Consider the following 18,824-nt stretch of genomic DNA (forward strand, 5'->3'; position numbering starts at 1 on the left):
TCCATTAGAGGAAGTTACACCAAAATAAACCCCTTGGGAGCCATGGGTTTATCGTCTTTCACTTTTATTAATCTAGAAATATAGAATATGAGAAAAATGATGGAATAAATATTATCATAAATTCCAGAACGGTGAGTTTATTTTGTTTGTTGACCATTTCAAATAAATGTGACGTTTCTACATTCTGTACGTGTCGCTTAGTCATTATACATTTTTTTTTTTTGTATGCTAAGGGAGTCATGTTCATGGAATTTCTAAATTCTTTAATAAAATAGCTTGTACTATTAAAACCAACTTGATAGGCAACTTCAGTAATAGTAGAATCACCTTGCTGCAGTAGATATAAGCTCTTTTGAATACGATAATCAATAACATAATTTAATGGTGTACATTTTAAAAACCGCTTGAAATACCGACAGCATTCAGAACGGCTCAGCTGACCAGCCCTTGCAATATCTTCTAACATAATTTTTTCTGCATAATGCTGATGTATCCAACTTAACATTTCCTTCATTCTTTGACTCTTTAATACTTCTGTCTGGACATATTCTAGTTTAAAACCATTATCGATTAAGTTTTTCCAAATTAATGTTAGTTGCATGGTTATATCGATTTCATAGTATTGGGGCTTTTGCTCAATACTTTGATAGATTTTTAAAATTGCATCTAAAATATTCCCCCCAAAAAATCTCATTTGCATCTACATATAAGTAAGGTAAATTAGTCGCTTGAATATAAGGTTTTACATATGTAGTATAGAGTTCTTGTGATAAAACAAAAAAAGGAGAAAGATTTAAGCAAATATAGACACAACCCGAAAGTGGGGCTATTATTTGGAATTTAATGCATAAGATTGGAACCAATGCCCATTTCAAACGTAAGTAATATAAAAGACTTAAGGTTGGGAGGCATAAGTATGAGGCAGCTTTATATAAAGCAGAAGGTATTCAGTCTTAGCGGGAAATTTACAGTAAAGGATCAGCATGAGAAGGATATATATTATGTGGAGGGAAGTTTTATGCAAGTTCCAAAGACTTTCTCCATTATGAATACAGCAAGAGATGAAGTAGCACTCATTACGAAAAAGGTGTTCAGCTTTTTACCAAAGTTTTTGGTTGAGGTGAATGGTCGGGAGGTATTAACAATAAAGAAGGAATTTTCCTTCTTAAAAGCACGATATACAATTGATGCGGCAGGCATTGAAGTACATGGTAATTGGTGGGATATGGATTTTCAAGTTTTAAAGCATGGTAAAATCGTAGGTAAAGTGGGTAAGGAGTGGTTTACTTGGGGCGATAGCTACAAGGTTCAAATAATAGATGAAGAGAAACAATTATTATTGCACTCGTTGTTGCAATTGATTGTGTGAAGGCTGATCAAGCAGCTGCTTCATCAGCAGCGTCGATATAAAGTAGAAGTGTAAAATTAAAAGGCTGACAGTTTTTAAAAAATCACTGCTTGAATAGGTGCGGTGAACCGTATCATAAATAAATGACAAGGCCATTTGGTACCAAGGTTTTATATTCGTTCTTCAGTTATCGGGCGCGATTCTTGAATAAGATTCGCTTTTCTTATAGAACTAACAGGCTGAAGATCGGAGCTGTCTTTAAGGCAGCATTTTCTTTATGCAACTATCGGGGCAGATTTGGTTATTCAAAAGGTTGCTTCAATAAGGGAGGTTACTGAAGCAACTTTTTTGGGGAAGCCTATTAGACAATACTCATTTTAGATTTTGGATGTGCTGAAAAATTATCTAAATAATAGAATAACAATATATTAGACCCTAAATAAGGGATTAAAATGAACAATTGGTCATTTTTTTATTTGGTGGTAATTTAATGATTGTGATTATTACTAGTAGGGAAATAAATTACTCGAAAATCAGTTGCCTAGCCTAATGGTAATGCAGTGCTATCCCATGGGAAAATAAAAATCCCTTTAGGTAAGTGCCGATGATAAATTCCCTGAGTATAAGCACAAAAAGCCCAACTGAAACAGAAGGGCTTTTTACTATGTTCATTTTAAAAAATTCACTCTATTCAACTGGAGATTATATCTCAATGTTTCTTCGTCTGAATATAATTTGTATCCAAGTCCATCACTGTAGTTAAGAAAGACTTTATCCGGAAGATGCTTTTTGGACTCACTTGATATTAATAGGGGGACCCCATCAATTATGAATCTCTCATCATCTTCATTCTCTTTATAATCCACTTTTCTTAGTTGTTCAATCGCTGCTTCTTTAATCTCAATATTCATAAAACCCGCTCCCATACAAAAATTGATATTATTTTTTATCCATACAAGGAAAACAAAAATCAATCTATGAAGAATCCTCTATTTATTCGTATACCCAATTGTTTATAAGTTAATGTGTTATACCTTTCCTAGCGATATAATAGAGTTTCAAAAAAAGGGGCTTTCCCAAAATAAATAAGCTCCAATTAATCGATTTTAGAACATAGTCCTCCCCAATGATCATCCTATCGGCTTTGCTTTCATAGGCCATTTTTTGTTTAATTCAGTTATGAAAGTTTTGACATTCTTTTTATCTTTCATAATTGGGGAATAGACGTACGAAAGTGTTCTGTTAAAGGATTCTTTTTTCACCTGAATAATAGAAAGGATTTTATTTTGTACATCCCTTTCAATTACACTTCGGGAAAGAAGGGCCAGCCCTACGCCGTTTTTTATAAGTGTTTCTTTAATTCCTTGATTACTGCTTATCGTGAGTATCGATTTAATTTTCAATCCATTTGAACGTATGACGTGATTAAGGTATTCACGTGTCCCAGATCCAACTTCCCTTGTTACCCATGCTTGGTCATGTAAATCAGTAATCTCGACTTCGTTTTTATTAGCGAGTTCATGATTGTTAGAAGACACAATGAATAGCTCATCTTGCATGAATGGGTGAACTGAAAGCTCTTTTTCATTAGTTTGACCTTCGATTAAACCAATATCCACTTTGTATAGCCGAACGGCTTGAACGATTTCTTCCGTGTTTCCGATTACGACTTGAAGTTCAAGTTCAGGATAGTCCTCTTGAAGGTCGATGAGTAAAGAAGGAAGGATATACTCTCCTATTGTAAAACTTGCTCCTATCTTCAATTCGCCCTTGATGGACCTATCGTGTTCCTGAATGTCTTGTCTGGTCTGTTCATAGATTGTGATCATTTGCTTGGCCCGGTCGTAAAGAATTTCTCCCGTTAAGGTGACTTTTAGGAATTTAGGAGAACGGAGAAATAATTTGGTTTGGAACTCTTCTTCTAATTTTTTTATATGCAAACTAACACTGGGTTGCGACATAAGAAGCATTTCTGCTGTTTTAGTAAAATTCTTGACTTCCACAAGGGTCACAAATGTTTTTAGAGCATCATAGTACATAGAAATTTCTCCTTATTATTAATATTCTTAATAGTTACAATAAATTATATATATTTTACTAATGATGTGCCTTCCAGTAAAGTTTTAATGAGAAACTTATTTTAGGAAGAGTATAAGCTGGGGAAGGTTAACGTCCTTTATAACCTTATTTTTTATTTGTAGCGTGCTATGAACCTATATGCCTGTATTTTCAATTTTTTTTGGAGTTAAAACCGACTTCGTCTATAGGAGTAAACGAGTTAATTATTTTATGGATGGAAATAAAAATGTTTAACCTACTCGTTATACCTAAGAGTCAACTAAGATAAGTTAATATCCCTTTGTGAGGTGGAAATCGTGCAACTTCAGGTAAGTAACAGTCCCTTTAATCATGAGCAGGCAGAGCGCCTTAACAGCCTCCTGCCTAACTTGACAGAAACACAAAAAGTTTGGTTGAGCGGTTATCTGACTGCATCTTTGTCAGTTTCGAATATGAGTTCAGCCGACGCTCCGGTATTGGAAGCTCAAAGCAGCGGAAAGACAGTATCAAAAGAGGTGACCATACTTTATGGTTCACAGTCGGGCAATGCTCAAGGACTGGCAGAAAATGCGGCGAGTAAGCTTGAGGGTAATGGCTTTCAGGTTACCATTTCATCCATGAGTGACTTTAAATTCAACAATTTGAAAAAGGTCCAAAATCTCCTCATTTCCGTTAGCACGCATGGAGAAGGTGATCCGCCGGATAATACATTGTCTTTCCATGAGTACCTTCATGGCAGGAGGGCACCAAGCCTTGAAGGTCTCCGCTTTTCAGTATTGGCGCTTGGGGACAGCTCATATGAGTTTTTCTGTGAAACTGGAAAACAATTCGATAAACGCTTGGAGGAACTAGGAGGGACACGGTTATTTCCGCGGATGGACTGTGACCTTGATTATGATGAGCCTGCTTCCGAATGGCTGGCAGGAGTCATTTCTAGTTTAAATGAAGGGCAAGGCAGTTCTGTTGCTGCAGTTCCCGCAACGATGGCTTCAGTAGGTGAACAAACGTATTCGAGAAAAAATCCGTTTAAAGCGGAAGTGCTTGAAAATATAAACTTAAACGGTCGTGGCTCCAATAAAGAGACACATCATCTCGAGTTATCTCTTGAGGGCTCTGGTCTTACATTCGAACCTGGAGACAGCCTTGGTATATATCCGAAAAATGATTCGGATTTAGTGGATATGCTTCTTAAGGAACTCAATTGGGACCCAGAAGAAACCGTGAAGATCAATAAGCAGGGAGAAGTTCGTCAGCTTAGGGAATCGCTCATCTCCGATTTTGAAATTACGGTTTTGACAAAATCCCTCATTGAACAAGCGGCCCAGCTTTCAGATAACGAGGATTTAAAGGAGCTTTTAGTGCCTGGTAATGAAGATAGATTAAAAGAATATCGTGAAGGCCGTGATTTGCTTGATTTTGTCCGTGATTTTGGCTCATGGGGCGAATCGGCGCAAGAATTCGTATCAATTCTCCGGAAAATTCCAGCCCGCTTATATTCGATTGCGAGTAGCTTATCCGCATATCCGGATGAAGTGCATTTGACAATCGGAGCTGTCCGGTATGAAAGTCACGGACGAGAAAGAAAAGGTGTCTGCTCCATTTTATGTGCAGACCAATTACAGCCTGGGGACATGCTGCCTATTTACATTCAGCATAACCAGAATTTCAAGCAGCCGAAGAACCCAGACACTCCAATAATCATGGTTGGACCGGGAACGGGCATAGCTCCGTTCAGATCCTTTATCCAGGATCGCGAAGAATCGGAAGCGGAAGGGAAAACGTGGCTCTTTTTCGGCGATCAGCATTTCGTGACGGACTTCCTTTATCAGACTGAATGGCAAAAGTGGTTGGAAACAGGCGTACTTACGAAAATGGATGTTGCCTTTTCACGTGATACTGATGAAAAAGTGTATGTTCAAAACCGGATGCGCGAGCACAGCGGGGAATTATACGAATGGCTTCAAGAAGGGGCAGCTGTATACATTTGCGGTGACGAGAAAAACATGGCACATGACGTCCATAATACGCTTATTGAGATCATTGAAAAAGAAGGCAATATGAGCCATGCTGATGCGCAAGCTTATCTTGAAGAATTGCAACAAAATAAACGCTATCAACGTGATGTGTACTGAAAATTTGGAGGAAAAGGAGATAACAACATGGTGAACCCACTATTGAAAGCACTATTGAAAGCACCAGAAGGACCGCCTAGTGATGTTGAGCAAATTAAAGACAAAAGCGATTATTTGCGAGGTACACTTGGAAAAGTGATGCAGGATCGGATTAGTGCCGGTATTCCGGATGATGACAATCGACTAATGAAACATCACGGCAGTTATTTGCAGGATGACCGGGATCTACGCAATGAGCGTCAGAAACAAAAACTGGAGCCTGCCTATCAGTTTATGTTGCGTGTCCGCATGCCCGGCGGGGTGGCACAGCCTTCTCAATGGCTTGTTATGGATGACCTTGCTCAGAAATATGGAAACGGAACCTTGAAATTGACAACAAGACAGACGTTTCAAATGCATGGCATTTTAAAATGGAATATGAAAAAAACCATTCAGGAAATCCATGCTTCAATGCTGGATACCATCGCTGCATGCGGTGATGTAAACCGGAACGTAATGTGCAATTCGATTCCATTTCAATCCGAAATTCATTCCGAAGTATATGAATGGTCGAAAAAATTGAGTGATTATCTTTTGCCACGTACAAGGGCGTACCATGAAATCTGGCTGGATGAAGAAAAAGTGGTTGGTACTCCTGAAGTGGAGGAAGTCGAACCAATGTATGGTAAGCTTTATTTGCCAAGGAAGTTTAAAATAGGCATTGCGGTCCCTCCATCCAATGACATTGATGTTTACTCCCAGGATCTTGGCTTCATAGCAATTGTTGAAAATGGAAAACTCGTTGGTTTTAATGTGGCGATCGGCGGCGGTATGGGAATGACCCATGGTGACAAGGCGACATATCCCCAACTAGCCAAAATAATCGGCTTTTGCAGCCCTGATCAAATACTGGATGTGGCTGAAAAAGTCATTACGATTCAGCGTGATTATGGAAACCGCTCCGTACGGAAAAATGCTCGGTTTAAGTATACGGTAGACAGACTTGGGCTTGAAGCGGTAAAGGCTGAATTGGAAAATCGTCTAGAATGGAAGCTGGAGGAAGCGAGAACTTATCATTTTGATAATAATGGTGACCGCTATGGATGGGTAAAAGGCATGCAAGGAAAATGGCATTTTACACTATTTGTCGAGGGTGGCCGAATTGCCGATATCAATGATTACAAGCTGATGACCGGTTTGCGTGAAATCGCAAAGATCCATTCGGGTGATTTCCGTTTGACGGCCAATCAAAACCTAATCATTGCAGATGTGTCAAGTCAGCAAAAGAAAAAGATCATAGAATTGCTTGAAACATACGGTTTGACGGATGGTGCACATCATTCAGCACTCCGACGCAGCTCGATTGCATGCGTGGCGCTTCCAACATGCGGGTTGGCAATGGCCGAAGCAGAGCGTTATTTGCCGGTTCTGCTTGATAAAGTCGAGGAGATCGTTGATGAAAACGGCCTAAGGAACGAAGAAATCACGATTCGCATGACCGGTTGCCCGAATGGCTGTGCCCGGCATGCACTCGGGGAAATTGGTTTTATCGGTAAGGCACCTGGCAAATATAATATGTATCTCGGTGCTGCCTTCGACGGAAGCCGATTAAGCAAAATGTACCGTGAAAACATCGGTGAAGAAGAGATATTAAAAGAATTGCGTGTACTTCTTTCCCGATATGCAAAAGAACGTCAGCAAGGAGAGCATTTCGGAGACTTTGTCATCAATGCGGGCATTGTTAAAGAAGTGACGGATGGAATGAATTTCCATGATTGATTAAATGCAACGAGAGACAGGTATAATTTCCTGTCTCTTTTTGTATTCAAAATTTTTCCGGAGTGCAATGATAAGAATGATAACTAAGCCTGGAACACCGGTATAGAAACAGGACCATTCACTCTTATCGTTTATTTTTTTGACTTGCTGTTATTTTTATAGGCTACCTCTGCTTCAATCTCAATAAGATAATCCGGCGAAACCAGACTTTGCACCCCTACTGTAGAACGAGCTGTTTTTACTGGATTTTCCTTTGTATTAAAGAACAGAGCATAGGCATCAAACCAACCTTGATAATCTGGTTTATCTCCTTTGTTTGGATCTGGTGCGACATACACACGCAAATAGGTTACATCAGCGAGGGATAGTCCTTTAGTTTTCAAATCTGCTTTTAAATTTTCTAAGATTCCGATTGCCTGCTCTTCTGTATTGCCATATCTCTCATAAGTGGTTTTTCCATCCTTGTTTAAAAGAGGAGGGACTGTTCCGCTAAACAATAACCGGTTATAACTTTGAGGTACAGCAACTGAACTGGAAATCGCAGAAGATGTGGAGCCAAAGAAGGTCACTTTATCTGAGTTCAATTCATTTTTATCGTTACCTGCGGAAGCAAAAGAGTTTCCTGTGATTAAACTTATACCTAATACTGAAGTAGTAATGACTGATTTCATGTTTTTTTTCATAAAGTCAGCTCCTTATCGAAAAGTATTCCTAAAAATTTATTATTCAGAGACCCCTGTTTGGAGAATGTCAACTTTGGTTTCTATTTTAATGTCCATCATGGGATAGATCTTTCTCCATTGTTCATATGTCATTTTTTTATTTTTGGCATGATATTTTGCCTTCAAGCCAATCGGGTCAATGTTTTTTTTTTGAAAATCTTTAATAAGACGGTTTGCTTGCTTGGTTATGTCATCTTCCATTTCTTTTTCAATTATTTTTATCATCTTTCTATTGGTAAGGTTGTCACTTCGCATGGATTCCTTGATTTGTCCTTTAATTTTGAGCTTAATCGTAATAGACGGATTTCGCTCAGAGTTGGATACCTCATAATTTGAACCACTTCGGATACTTTCCACAACGATATCACTTTTCTGCTTGTCTTTTAATTTGAACTTGTAAATTCCGCGTTTATGAAATTGAACTAATGTCTTGAAAATGAACATATCATCCGTTCGAACTTTACTGACCATTTTATTTTCATGAAACAAGGCCACTCCTGAAACTGCAACTTCTTTATTAATTATTTTAAATAAAGGAAGAAACGAATCTCCGCCATCTGCCATGGAGTTTCTTAAAAAAAGATGGAGGTTTGTATCCGGTCCATTCCCTGTTTCAATTTGTTGATTGATTAAGTCCGATAAAAATATTCCAATATTTACATTCGTATTTGGTGGTTTCGTATTTATGAAATCCTTGACCTTTCCTTCAACGATGGCCAAAAAGACCCTGTTTCCAAGTTGAGGCTCACGGTAGAGATAATCGGTCAGTTCTGTTATTCCTACTTCATGTACGATTTTCTCGCTAAATAAAAAGATGCGTGTCTGTCCAAGCATCACCGGCTTATCCGCTTTTTTGGATACGATAGCCTGAACATCACTCGTTGTCGTCGATGTTCCAGTTAAGGTTTGATACATACCCATCTTGTCCTGTTGGAAGATAGGGATGACGAACATTCCTTCGATTATTTTATCCTTTCGTATATCGTAGCCAATGGCTTGGGACATATTGACTTCATCAACCACTCTTGGCTGGGCACAGCTGCAAAGGAGGGAAAAAGCCAAGATGACAAGAAAGAATTTTCTCATAAACGTTTCCTCCTTTTCTTTATATAAATGATGGCTAAAAGAAGAGGCAAATATAATGCAAGGAAGAGCACGGCGTATGGATTGATTATTTTATTCAATATATACAGGGAATCTTGATCAAAAACAAATATATTAGTGAGCAGGATAATAATGGACATCGCCCATAATGGATACTTTTGCTGAACATTGAATATGCGCTTGATACCCCTGCTGGCAGCCCACAAGCAGATGGTCATGTTGGGTATGACAAAAATAGCCCACCAAGAAACTTCTATATATTCAAAGCGCTGAATAAAGGGCAATTCGACAATGCTGGTCATTGTAAGTGTCGGCCAGATAGTCATTTCCAACTGTTTTTGTGAATAAAAAATCAGTGTCACTAAATAAATGAAAACGGTTAATAAGGTTGTTGTTAAGGCCCCTCCATGAGCATATTTTTGTGAAGTTTTAGCATCTTTGATGAACGGATAAAACATCAGGATCAATTCAAAACCAAGCAAAGTTAAGGAAGTACTTCTGGTTCCCTTCAGTATTTCCAATAGATTGTGGTCGAATATAGGGAGCAAATTGGTGAAATCAGAGTATTTCATGGCATAGAATAGGACAAAGAAAATCCAGTAAGACAAAATGACGCTTAAAAAGGCAATTCCCGTAATTGTACGAAAGCCTCCCGTATTTATATAATAAATCAGAAGCAATAAAACCACTGTAAACGCCCAAGAAGCTACTTCTTCAAACATCCATACTTGTATGACATTTATATAGCTGATAATTATATCCATCCCAGAGATCAAAAAGTAAAGAATAAATAATAGACTGAAAAAATTCCCAATCCATTTTCCGAATGCATGATTATTGGCAGAAATGATATCACCTGGGACGATACTTAGTATTTTATATATGATCCAGATCAATATATGAACGATCAGTCCGGCAAGTAGTATCGAAATCCAGCCATCCGTTCCCGTTGTCTTCGCTAAAACTCTTTGAAAACTTAAAACACCTACTCCCGTTTGCACGGAATGCACCAAAAAAAACACATAGAACGGTGATACCTTGTATTTTTCATTAACATCAGCTTGGTTCATATAGGCCCCTCATTTAAATCATTCATTAAAATCATTTTTTTTGATTCTTGCTTTTTTTGGCTTTGGCTGTCTGGACATATCATCAGGATGTAAATTTTCAGGTCTGGATTTAAAAAGATTATAAGGAAGCCGAACAAAGCTATCTTTCCAATCTTGGATGCGAAATGGATATATGGGTTCAAGGTACGGGTGTCCCATTGACGTTAATTTGATAAGGTGGGTCATCAAAAACAATGCCGTTATGATAATGCCAAGTCCCCCCCAAATTTGGGCCCCCACTAAAAAGGGGAATCGCAGTAACCGAATGGCATTCCCCATTTTATAAATAGGAGTAACAAACGAAGCCAATGCGGAGAGGGCAACGATGATCAATAAGATATTACTGGTCAGACCAGCTACAACTGCCGCCTGACCGATAACGATACCGCCGACGATACCTAATGTCTGACCTACCTTAGTTGGCAGCCTGGATGCCGCTTCACGTAATAACTCAATGGAAATCTCTAAGAATAACGCTTCGATCAAAGGCTGAAAAGGGATTAAGTTCCTTGAAGTGACGATCGTTTCCAACAAATCTTTAGGAATCAGTTCATAATGATAGGTCAGCACGGCTACATAAATGGGAGTTGCAAATATGGAAAAAACGACCGCGAATATCCTTAATAAACGGAAAGCAGATGCCGGAACCCAAGGCATATTATAATCTTCCATGGTGATAAAGTATTCCAACAATATGGTTGGAGTAATAAGTACAGAGGACGACCTATCGATTAACAAGGCTACTTTACCTTCAGCCAATGCACTTGCGATGCGATCAGGCCTTTCCGTATTTAGGAAAAGAGGAAATAAGGTATTTGAATTATCATATAGCATTTGCGCAAGATGTGACCCGTCCAATATTTCATCAAACTCTACGTCATTGATCCTTTGTATAACATTATCAACATTTTCCTGATTAACGATCCCTTCTATTGATAACACTGCCACTTTCGTTTTGGACAAGGATCCTACAGTCATTTCACTTACTTGCAATCCAGGGGTAGGCAGCCTTTTTCTAACTAGATTCAGATTAATATCAATATCCTCGACAAAAGCTTCTTGAGCACTTATGATTCCAAATTCAAGTTCAGGTTTATTAACTTGCCTGTCTCGTTGGGCCGCAACATTGATTAATAGGCATTCATCAAGATTTCCATCTAAACGAATGGCAATTTGGCCTCTCATGATCCTTTCTTCGATTACAACCTTGGTACTGGTAATCAGTGTATTTTCAATAGGAACGTTCTCTTTAATTTGCTCCAAATTTATCGTTTCCAGAGTTGGTATGACAGAAAGAACACTTTCGTGAAGCTCCTTTGCATCAATTAAAGAGCGATAAAAGGATACCCAATAACCTATGCCATTATATGTTCCTTGATGGTTTACGAAATCAGTGGATGAAGAAAGGATATTGAATAGGTCCCTTACTTCCGAAACTTTATTTAATTCATCATTTTTATCGTTTGGTTGATTGGGTTTTTTTTTGAACTTTCCGCGGTTAAACAAATGTTGTCACCTCTAATCTAAAACTAGTTATCCTAGCATTTGCAATTTAATTACAAATTAACCATTTACAATGTTATTGATCCTCGTTAAAGGAAATGGGAATACATTGAAAAATCATTGGTTATAAAAACTGTCACCATTTCCTTTTCGAATAAAATAATTGAAGAAAGTGGAAACTAAAGTAAAGCCCATTCAACCAAAGGAGTTCAACATGAAAAGTGCACCCTTGCATATTAAATTGGATCAAAAGCAGGAAAAATTGAAATCTGAATTGGATATGCAGGATGATGTAGTTTTTAAACAGGTTTTTATTCCCGGTTATGAGGTTTCGGGATTATTCGTATTTGTCAATGGAACGATGGATTATCCAGCATTCAATGAAATAGTCCTCGATTTATCGGCTGCGCAGGTCGAATCAAGGCACACGGTTTCCATCGAGATGCTGGTCATTTCCAAAGTCTGTTCAGTCAGGGAACAGGATGTGGAAACATATGAAAAAGCCAAAGAGCATATTTTTGACGGGAAAACACTTTTATTTATAGATGGAATGGTAAACGGTTATGTCTTGAATCTGAAAAAGGAGAAAATTCGTACACTAAGTGAACCTTCGACTGAGAGGGTTGTGCGTGGACCGAAGCTTGGGTTTATCGAAAGTCTCCAGGAAAATATCGGCTTGATAAGGCAATATTCCAACCATCCCAACCTAATCGTCAAACAACAGAAGTTAGGGACGCTTGAAAAGCGGGAAGTTGCATTGATCTATTATGAAGGAAAAGCAAGCGATCCTTTGTTAAAAGAAGTGAATAATCGGATAAATGGAGTAAAAACTACCGATCTTCAAGACTCGGGGATGCTTGAAGAATTAATTGAAGATACATCGTTTAGCCCTTTCCCACAGATCCAGAATACGGAGCGCCCGGATAAAGTATTGGCGGCACTGCAGGAAGGAAGGGTGGTCATCATGGTTGACGGCTCGCCATTTGCATTGATGGCACCTACGACGATGACGATGCTGCTGCAGTCACCTGATGATTATTATGAAAGGTGGGTTGCGGGTTCTTTTCTACGTGTTCTTCGTTACTTTTCTTTATTTATTACCGTTTTTCTTTCAGGGATTTATATCTCCTTGGTTTCGTTCAACCCTGGATTGCTGCCGACGGAACTAGCGATGACCATAGCTGGTACAAGGGAGAACGTGCCATTTCCGCCTTTTGTTGAAGCGATAATAATGGAATTGACGATTGAACTGCTTCGTGAAGCAGGCATTCGGCTCCCGGCGCCCATTGGGCAAACGGTTGGATTGGTTGGTGGCGTCATTATTGGACAAGCAGCCGTTCAAGCGAATATTGTGAGTTCCCTGATGGTCATAATCGTTGCGATCACGACGATTACATCTTTTACGGTACCACAATATAGCTTTGGACTGGCATTCAGGGCATTAAGGTTCGGGGCGATGATTTTTTCCGCCGTTCTAGGCCTATTTGGAACCACTTTATACTTTATCATTGTTATCAGTCATTTGTCGAAATTGACCAGCTTTCAAGAACCTTATTTTCAACCAATGGATTTTATCGGTAAAAAAACCTGGAAGGATGCGTTCTTACGGTTACCGAAGCGGAAAAAAGGGGGAGAATTTTCTTGAGCAAAGCTGACGGCAAAATTCTTAGTGGGGAATTGGCCTCGATCATTTCATGCGCCATGTTAGGAGTTGGGATGCTAACGCTTCCAAGGACGATAACAGAAAAAGTTAATACATCCGATGGATGGATCGTCTTGATTTTTAATGGGATCGCTATTGCCCTTTTCATATGCTTATTGGTTGTACTGTTAAAAAAACATAAGGTGGCTAACTATTACACATACATGGAGGAGGCTTATGGAAAGTGGCTCTCCAAAATTTTTGGGTTGATCGTGGTGGTGTACTTTATAGGTGTGGCCAGCTTTGAAGTTCTTGCGATGAGTGAAATGGTCCGATTTTATTTGTTGGAGAATACGCCGGTTGAAATATTGATACTCACATTGATTTTAGCGAGTGTCCATCTATTGACAGGCAAAATTAAAGCCATTGCAAAGGTGTGCGTCTTCTTTTTACCTCTGACAATTGTCATCGTTTTGTTAATTTATATGTTCAGTATTAAAGTAGTCGATATAAAAAACCTGCAGCCTGTACTTGGAAAAGGATTTCTCCCTGTCATGAAAGGAATGGGCTCCGGGACTTTGTCTTTTTTTGGAATTGAACTTTTCATCTTTTTGTTTGGCGTCGTTAAAAATCAAAGCAAGATAAAAAGTGGCGTTTTAATCGGTTTTTTCATACCGATGATATTATATGTAATTACATATGTTCTGGTAGTCGCTACACTGACTGTTCCTGAAGTCAAAGCTGTTACATGGCCAACCATTTCTTTTATTCAATCGTATGAAGTAAAAGGGATATTTATAGAGCGGTTAGAGCTGTTTCTATTAATCACCTGGATTCTTCAGTTCTTTTGTACACATGCAATTTACTATTACTTCGCAGCAGAAGGACTGACGAAAATTTTCAACAATTCATATTCAACGAACCTTATTGTTTTGGTTCCAATCGTTTTTTTTCTGGCCAAAATCCCTAAAAATACAATCGAGATTTTTAAAATGAGCGATTTACTGGGAAAGGTATTTCCCTTTATATTGATTGGGTTGCCAATTATTACATTCACGATCGTTCAAGTGAAAAGGAGTAGAAGAAGCGGATGAAAAGATTATGGTTGATCTTGCTTATCCCTTTGCTTACAGGCTGTTGGGACAGTCAAAATATAGAAGAGTTATCCCTTGTGGTCGGAATGGGAATCGATAATAGTAAAAAGAAAGACGAAATTATGTTAACCCAGCAAATTCTGGTACCTCCAGGAAGTAGTGTTCAGGAGAATCAAGCTCAACTAAAATATAAGAATGTTACAGTCAGTGCCAAAACGTTGCATGAAGCAATAAGGGATTCTTTGCTCATAACCAATACGGTTTTAACCAATCATCAGCGTATCATGCTCATTAATGAAGATGTATTAAAGAAAATCCCGATGGAAGCGATCATTAATCAGGCAATTCGCGATAATAACACAAGGAGAAGTTGTCTTGTTTATTTAACAAAGAGACCGACAAAAGAAATTTTGGGACTAGCCGACGATGGGGAGATCCCTTCGAATGTAATTTATGAATTGAAAGATAATGTGAATCGAACGAATAAAATCCTTCCGCCTTTAACGATGGGCAAAGTTTCATCAAGTTTGCAATCAGATGGAAGCTTTGCCATTCAGGCCGTTGATATTAGAAGAGGGAAATTAATTTTGGAGGGTGCAGGGGTAATCAACAATTCAAAGTTGGTCGGGGTCATGGATGATGAAGATATAGCTGCTTTAAATTGGTTGAACGGAAATGTGAAGGGCGGAATAATCGAAGCGGTCCAACACGGTAAGCCTATAAGTGTTGAAGTGATCAAAAGGACAAGGAGGAAAGTCACGACGGAATTGAACGGGGATCATTTGACGATCAATGTTAAGGGCGCTTACACAGGAAGACTTTCGGAAGATTGGTATGGTAAGGAAAATTCATTTGAAGAAGCCTATCTAAAAGAGATTGAGCGTATTGCCGAGGATGAAGTGAAGAAGGACGTCAAGAAAATCGTATACAAATTACAGCATGAATATAAAACAGGGGTAGCAGGATTTTATCGTTATGTAGAAAATCAGCATCCAAAGTTTTGGGAGAAAAATAAGCAGAAATGGGACGAAGTTTTCAGTAAAGCCGATATTAATTATGAAGTGGACATAAGGATCATAGACTTCGGTTCAAAAGGAGGGGTAAAGTGAATGGACATACGAATAAAGACCTTCCAAATGGGAAGATTTTTATTCGTATGTCCTCTTTAGTCGATTGATTACTTAATGCCAAAGAAAATGTCCATTCAAGGCTCACTGGATGTTTTAGGCAGATTCGTCACTTCATGTGCAACCCTGATGCCGGATTGAATGGCTCCTTCAATCCATGCTGGTACGGTTGATGTATGCTCACCAGCAAAGTGGACCCTTCCTTCAGGAGTTGGAATGTATGGAAACAAGTCCGTTTCCTGACCAGGTTTAAACATGGAGAAAGCTCCATATGAATACTGATTCAGTGTCCAACTATATGAAGCGCCTGATAAAAAATGATCGTATACTTGTTTTCCATGGACCTGAGCCAAATTTTTCAATGCGTGTTGTATACGGTCTTTTTCAGGAAGTATATCCCACAAAGTGGCGTCATCTTCCCATGTATAACTTGCTAAGATGAGACCGGATTCACTCTGGTTGCTCGTTTGGCTGGGGTAATAAGAAAATCTAATGGGTAAATCGGTCGTCAATTTACCGCCGAAGATTCCTTCCTTTTCCCAAAACCTATGTGTAAATTGAAGTCCAATTTTCGTGGACGCAGCATAATGGAGTTCCCTTATTGCCTTCCACTTATTATGGGAAAATGAATTCCGGGGTTCAATATCCATAAATTGCAACAATTGAAGTGGGATAGTCACGATGGCAAGGTCACCGGTAACCGTTAAGGGGTTTTGGCTTTGAGTATGTTTAGAGTGGATGGTGACTTGATTATCATGTTGGATGAGCTTTGTCACTTCATATCTGAAGTTTAGATTATCCTTCAATTCCGGTAGAAAAGCATAAGGAAGCCGGTCGTTTCCTCCTTCGATTGCAAAAAATTCCATGTCTGGATTTAAGAGTGGCATAAGCTCCCGAAGTATGGCAGGAAAAGAAAGTTCCGGGAATCCTTCTAATCCCAGTAGGACTTTGATGCTTTCAATTGCCCCTGTTGAAAGACTCATTCCTACTGGATTGTACTGTAAAAAGAAGCTCATGGAGTATTTATCAAACTCTTTGATGACTATTTCCCAATTTCTACTTGGGTTTTGAATGATGAAGTCAGTCACAGGCTTAATTGCCATGTTGAGTAATTCTTCAGCTGTTTTACCTCTTTCATGGGGAGCTACAGGGTACCTCAGTATATCCGGGTTCCGTTGATATATGGCAGCGGTTGTCTTGATTCCGTTGGCATAAATGGGATCATTAGGAGTCGCATTAACAAAAGTGTTGACTCGTAAACCATACTTCTTGATGTATTCAGCAACTAAGTAATGATAATTCGGAATGCGCATGGCACCGGCTTCAAGGTAGGAACCTTCTGAAAATGGCTCACGTATGGTCAAAACACGCCCTCCGACCCTCCCGGTTGCTTCCAATATCGTAACCTCGTGCCCCGCTTGTTTTAAAAGGGATGCTGCAACCAACCCAGACATGCCGGCACCAATGATAATGATTTTTTTTGGGATCTGGGAATGCCCCAGGCCATTTCTGATAACAGCAAGCATTTGATCGGGTGAAAGCGGATCTTTGAAAAAGGACAAAGGGTTTTTCTCCTCTCTTGTTACACTTTCTATATGGGATTTAAGCTATCTTATTCCTATTGGGTCACCATTTATGAAGGATCTTCAATAATTTGTCATGATTGATTATAACTATCATATTCCTCTAGGTTTATCCTTTATGTGAATACTCAACTATTAGATATTTAAGGTGCAGAAGATGAATAAGTTGCTTATTGTTAAAAGATGATGCCATTTTTTTCGGAAGCTAACTATCTAAAGACTACAATTTATAATGGAGCCGAATTTAATTTAGAAAGTTAGAGAAGCAGTGTTCAGCTTTTTTGAACAATGGGATGAAATAACGAAGAATGCTATTCGCAACCTTATTTCAGAAAAAACTCACCAATCTATAAATAGGAATAAAAGTTGATTAAGCAATAAAAAAGCGGATAACTGAGGCAATTATCGTTCTTTGTCTTTTGAAAAAACGCTAATTAGCATAACAATTGGAGTTAGTATAGTTTCATAAATTTAGCGAGTGCGCATAATAAGTGCTCAGTGAAGAAATAATACGACCCCGTCCTCCCTTGACCGGTGGATTCACTAGTATGAAAAGGCTGGTTCCTTCCAAGAGAATGACAACAGTTCACTCGAGCAGGAGGAGCTTTTAATGCTACGTAAAGAGCTTGAGCAACAGCAGATGGTGAATGATATTTTAAAGCAAGCTTCGTATTCTCGGAACACTAGGCTACATACGCCGATCGTGTTTTAAGGTTAAAAAGCGCAAAATTGTATCATAATATAAACATATACTAAAAGTTTACATAGGTGATGATTTCAGGTCCCATGTTTTAGGAGGACGGGTTTATAGAAGCGAAATATTGCAGAGAATCAAGGGTCATAAGAACAAGTCGTATATTTCCAAATGATGTGAACAATCATAATACATTATTTGGCGGCAAATTAATGAGTGATGTCGATCAAGTAGCATCGATTTCTGCAGCACGTCATAGTCGAAGTGAATGTGTAACTGCTTCAACAGATTCAGTTGACTTTTTACATCCCATTCGTACAACAGATTCAGTGTGTTTTATATCTTATGTGGCATGGACCGGCACATCTTCAATGGAGGTTTTTGTGAAAATTATTGCTGAAGATTTAAAAAGCAGTGTTCGTAGAATTGCAGCGACTGCTCTATTAACATTTGTTGCACTAGATGAACATAAACGTCCAACACGTGTTCCAAAAGTTATTCCGGAGACAGAAGAAGAAAAAAAATTACATGAAACGGCATTAGATAGAGCAAGTATGCGGCAACAGAGAAAACAAAAAAGCAAAGATGTGGCAACGTTTTTAAATGTAGATTATCCTTAACTTTCAAATAGTAACCTATAACCTACGAGGTGCAAAGAAGGTAAGAGGCAATCCTTATCAATATCGATCAAGTTGAAAAGCCGGACAATAAGCAAAGTGAAGCTTTTTTCCGGCTATCGTTCTCAACATAATGATTAATTGGGCCTACAAAGGGACGAGTTCGTTTTCATCCAGAAATAACTGGTTTATCCATGTCGATGAAATTTAAAATTTGGGATTATTGATCTTCCTGTTGATAGAGGAAAAGGCTTATTGTTTGTGATTCCCCATAACATTACCTCTTCTTAATTAGATCAGTTAAGTCGAGGGAATTTGGCTGCGATAAGTCAA

General features: G+C 38.7%; 13 protein-coding genes and 2 pseudogenes. 7 read left to right on the plus strand and 8 right to left on the minus strand.

What is annotated here, in order from left to right:
- Positions 1–217: 217 nt before the first annotated feature.
- Positions 218–818, minus strand: a pseudogene (locus AC3ISB_RS12245) (helix-turn-helix transcriptional regulator); the annotation flags it as partial.
- A gap of 98 nt (positions 819–916) precedes the next feature.
- Here AC3ISB_RS12245 and AC3ISB_RS12250 point away from each other — a divergent pair.
- Positions 917–1,410 (plus strand): annotated as a pseudogene (locus AC3ISB_RS12250) (LURP-one-related/scramblase family protein).
- A 606-nt stretch (positions 1,411–2,016) separates the two neighbouring features.
- Here the strand turns inward: AC3ISB_RS12250 and AC3ISB_RS12255 are convergent.
- Both AC3ISB_RS12255 and AC3ISB_RS12260 read right to left on the minus strand, forming a co-directional pair.
- Positions 2,017–2,259, minus strand: a complete 243-nt coding sequence (locus AC3ISB_RS12255; RefSeq protein WP_489276549.1) for a hypothetical protein — start codon at positions 2,257–2,259, stop codon at positions 2,017–2,019.
- Between the two features lie 219 nt (positions 2,260–2,478).
- Positions 2,479–3,387 carry a LysR family transcriptional regulator gene (locus AC3ISB_RS12260; protein WP_480338986.1) on the minus strand — a complete coding sequence of 303 codons (909 nt, stop codon included), beginning with the start codon at positions 3,385–3,387 and terminating at the stop codon, positions 2,479–2,481.
- 336 nt (positions 3,388–3,723) lie between these two features.
- Here AC3ISB_RS12260 and AC3ISB_RS12265 point away from each other — a divergent pair, with 336 nt between their 5' ends.
- On the plus strand, positions 3,724–5,538 hold the full coding sequence (locus tag AC3ISB_RS12265; protein ID WP_489276552.1) for an assimilatory sulfite reductase (NADPH) flavoprotein subunit: 1,815 nt from the start codon (positions 3,724–3,726) through the stop codon (positions 5,536–5,538).
- A 27-nt stretch (positions 5,539–5,565) separates the two neighbouring features.
- On the plus strand, positions 5,566–7,296 hold the full coding sequence (gene cysI / locus AC3ISB_RS12270; protein WP_480338987.1) for an assimilatory sulfite reductase (NADPH) hemoprotein subunit: 1,731 nt from the start codon (positions 5,566–5,568) through the stop codon (positions 7,294–7,296).
- A gap of 131 nt (positions 7,297–7,427) precedes the next feature.
- Here cysI and AC3ISB_RS12275 read toward each other — a convergent pair whose 3' ends face one another.
- From AC3ISB_RS12275 to AC3ISB_RS12290, 4 genes are read right to left on the minus strand one after another with little or no spacing between them, the layout of a single operon-like run.
- Positions 7,428–7,979, minus strand: coding sequence for a Rid family hydrolase (locus AC3ISB_RS12275; protein WP_480338988.1), 552 nt, complete (start codon positions 7,977–7,979; stop codon positions 7,428–7,430).
- A gap of 39 nt (positions 7,980–8,018) precedes the next feature.
- Positions 8,019–9,104, minus strand: a complete 1,086-nt coding sequence (locus tag AC3ISB_RS12280; protein ID WP_141994246.1) for a Ger(x)C family spore germination protein — start codon at positions 9,102–9,104, stop codon at positions 8,019–8,021.
- Positions 9,101–10,192, minus strand: coding sequence for a GerAB/ArcD/ProY family transporter (locus AC3ISB_RS12285; protein ID WP_489276555.1), 1,092 nt, complete (start codon positions 10,190–10,192; stop codon positions 9,101–9,103). The genes AC3ISB_RS12280 and AC3ISB_RS12285 overlap by 4 nt, the downstream gene beginning before the upstream one ends.
- 18 nt (positions 10,193–10,210) lie before the next feature.
- The gene (locus AC3ISB_RS12290) at positions 10,211–11,737 is read right to left on the minus strand and encodes a spore germination protein (protein ID WP_489276557.1); all 1,527 of its coding nucleotides are present in this window, start codon (positions 11,735–11,737) and stop codon (positions 10,211–10,213) included.
- A gap of 211 nt (positions 11,738–11,948) precedes the next feature.
- On the opposite strand from AC3ISB_RS12290, the gene AC3ISB_RS12295 reads away from it, so the two are divergent.
- The 3 genes from AC3ISB_RS12295 to AC3ISB_RS12305 are packed head-to-tail and all read left to right on the plus strand — an operon-like array spanning position 11,949 to position 15,579.
- Complete coding sequence (locus AC3ISB_RS12295) at positions 11,949–13,379, plus strand: spore germination protein (protein WP_489276559.1); 1,431 nt, start codon at positions 11,949–11,951, stop codon at positions 13,377–13,379.
- Positions 13,376–14,470 (plus strand): GerAB/ArcD/ProY family transporter, encoded by a 1,095-nt coding sequence (locus tag AC3ISB_RS12300; RefSeq protein WP_098371966.1) that lies wholly within the window; start codon positions 13,376–13,378, stop codon positions 14,468–14,470. The genes AC3ISB_RS12295 and AC3ISB_RS12300 overlap by 4 nt, the downstream gene beginning before the upstream one ends.
- Complete coding sequence (locus AC3ISB_RS12305) at positions 14,467–15,579, plus strand: Ger(x)C family spore germination protein (RefSeq protein WP_141994241.1); 1,113 nt, start codon at positions 14,467–14,469, stop codon at positions 15,577–15,579. The genes AC3ISB_RS12300 and AC3ISB_RS12305 overlap by 4 nt, the downstream gene beginning before the upstream one ends.
- Positions 15,580–15,674: 95 nt before the next feature.
- On the opposite strand, the gene AC3ISB_RS12310 is transcribed toward AC3ISB_RS12305, so the two are convergent.
- Positions 15,675–17,123: a flavin monoamine oxidase family protein gene (locus tag AC3ISB_RS12310; RefSeq protein ID WP_179891091.1), complete on the minus strand. Its 1,449-nt coding sequence runs from the start codon at positions 17,121–17,123 to the stop codon at positions 15,675–15,677.
- An 864-nt stretch (positions 17,124–17,987) separates the two neighbouring features.
- On the opposite strand from AC3ISB_RS12310, the gene AC3ISB_RS12315 reads away from it, so the two are divergent.
- A complete protein-coding gene (locus AC3ISB_RS12315) occupies positions 17,988–18,494 on the plus strand; it encodes an acyl-CoA thioesterase (protein WP_098371969.1) in 507 nt (168 codons plus the stop codon).
- The last annotated feature ends 330 nt before the right edge of the window (positions 18,495–18,824 follow it).

Source organism: Peribacillus sp. GL_122 (genome assembly GCF_057835005.1).

Coding starts and splice junctions, on each gene's coding strand:
- AC3ISB_RS12255 (WP_489276549.1), bottom strand. CDS start 2,259: ATGAATATTGAGATTAAAGAAGCAGCGATTGAACAACTAAGAAAAGTG.
- AC3ISB_RS12260 (WP_480338986.1), bottom strand. CDS start 3,387: ATGTACTATGATGCTCTAAAAACATTTGTGACCCTTGTGGAAGTCAAG.
- cysI (WP_480338987.1), top strand. CDS start 5,566: ATGGTGAACCCACTATTGAAAGCACTATTGAAAGCACCAGAAGGACCG.
- AC3ISB_RS12275 (WP_480338988.1), bottom strand. CDS start 7,979: ATGAAAAAAAACATGAAATCAGTCATTACTACTTCAGTATTAGGTATA.
- AC3ISB_RS12280 (WP_141994246.1), bottom strand. CDS start 9,104: ATGAGAAAATTCTTTCTTGTCATCTTGGCTTTTTCCCTCCTTTGCAGC.
- AC3ISB_RS12285 (WP_489276555.1), bottom strand. CDS start 10,192: ATGAACCAAGCTGATGTTAATGAAAAATACAAGGTATCACCGTTCTAT.
- AC3ISB_RS12295 (WP_489276559.1), top strand. CDS start 11,949: ATGAAAAGTGCACCCTTGCATATTAAATTGGATCAAAAGCAGGAAAAA.
- AC3ISB_RS12305 (WP_141994241.1), top strand. CDS start 14,467: ATGAAAAGATTATGGTTGATCTTGCTTATCCCTTTGCTTACAGGCTGT.
- AC3ISB_RS12310 (WP_179891091.1), bottom strand. CDS start 17,123: ATGCTTGCTGTTATCAGAAATGGCCTGGGGCATTCCCAGATCCCAAAA.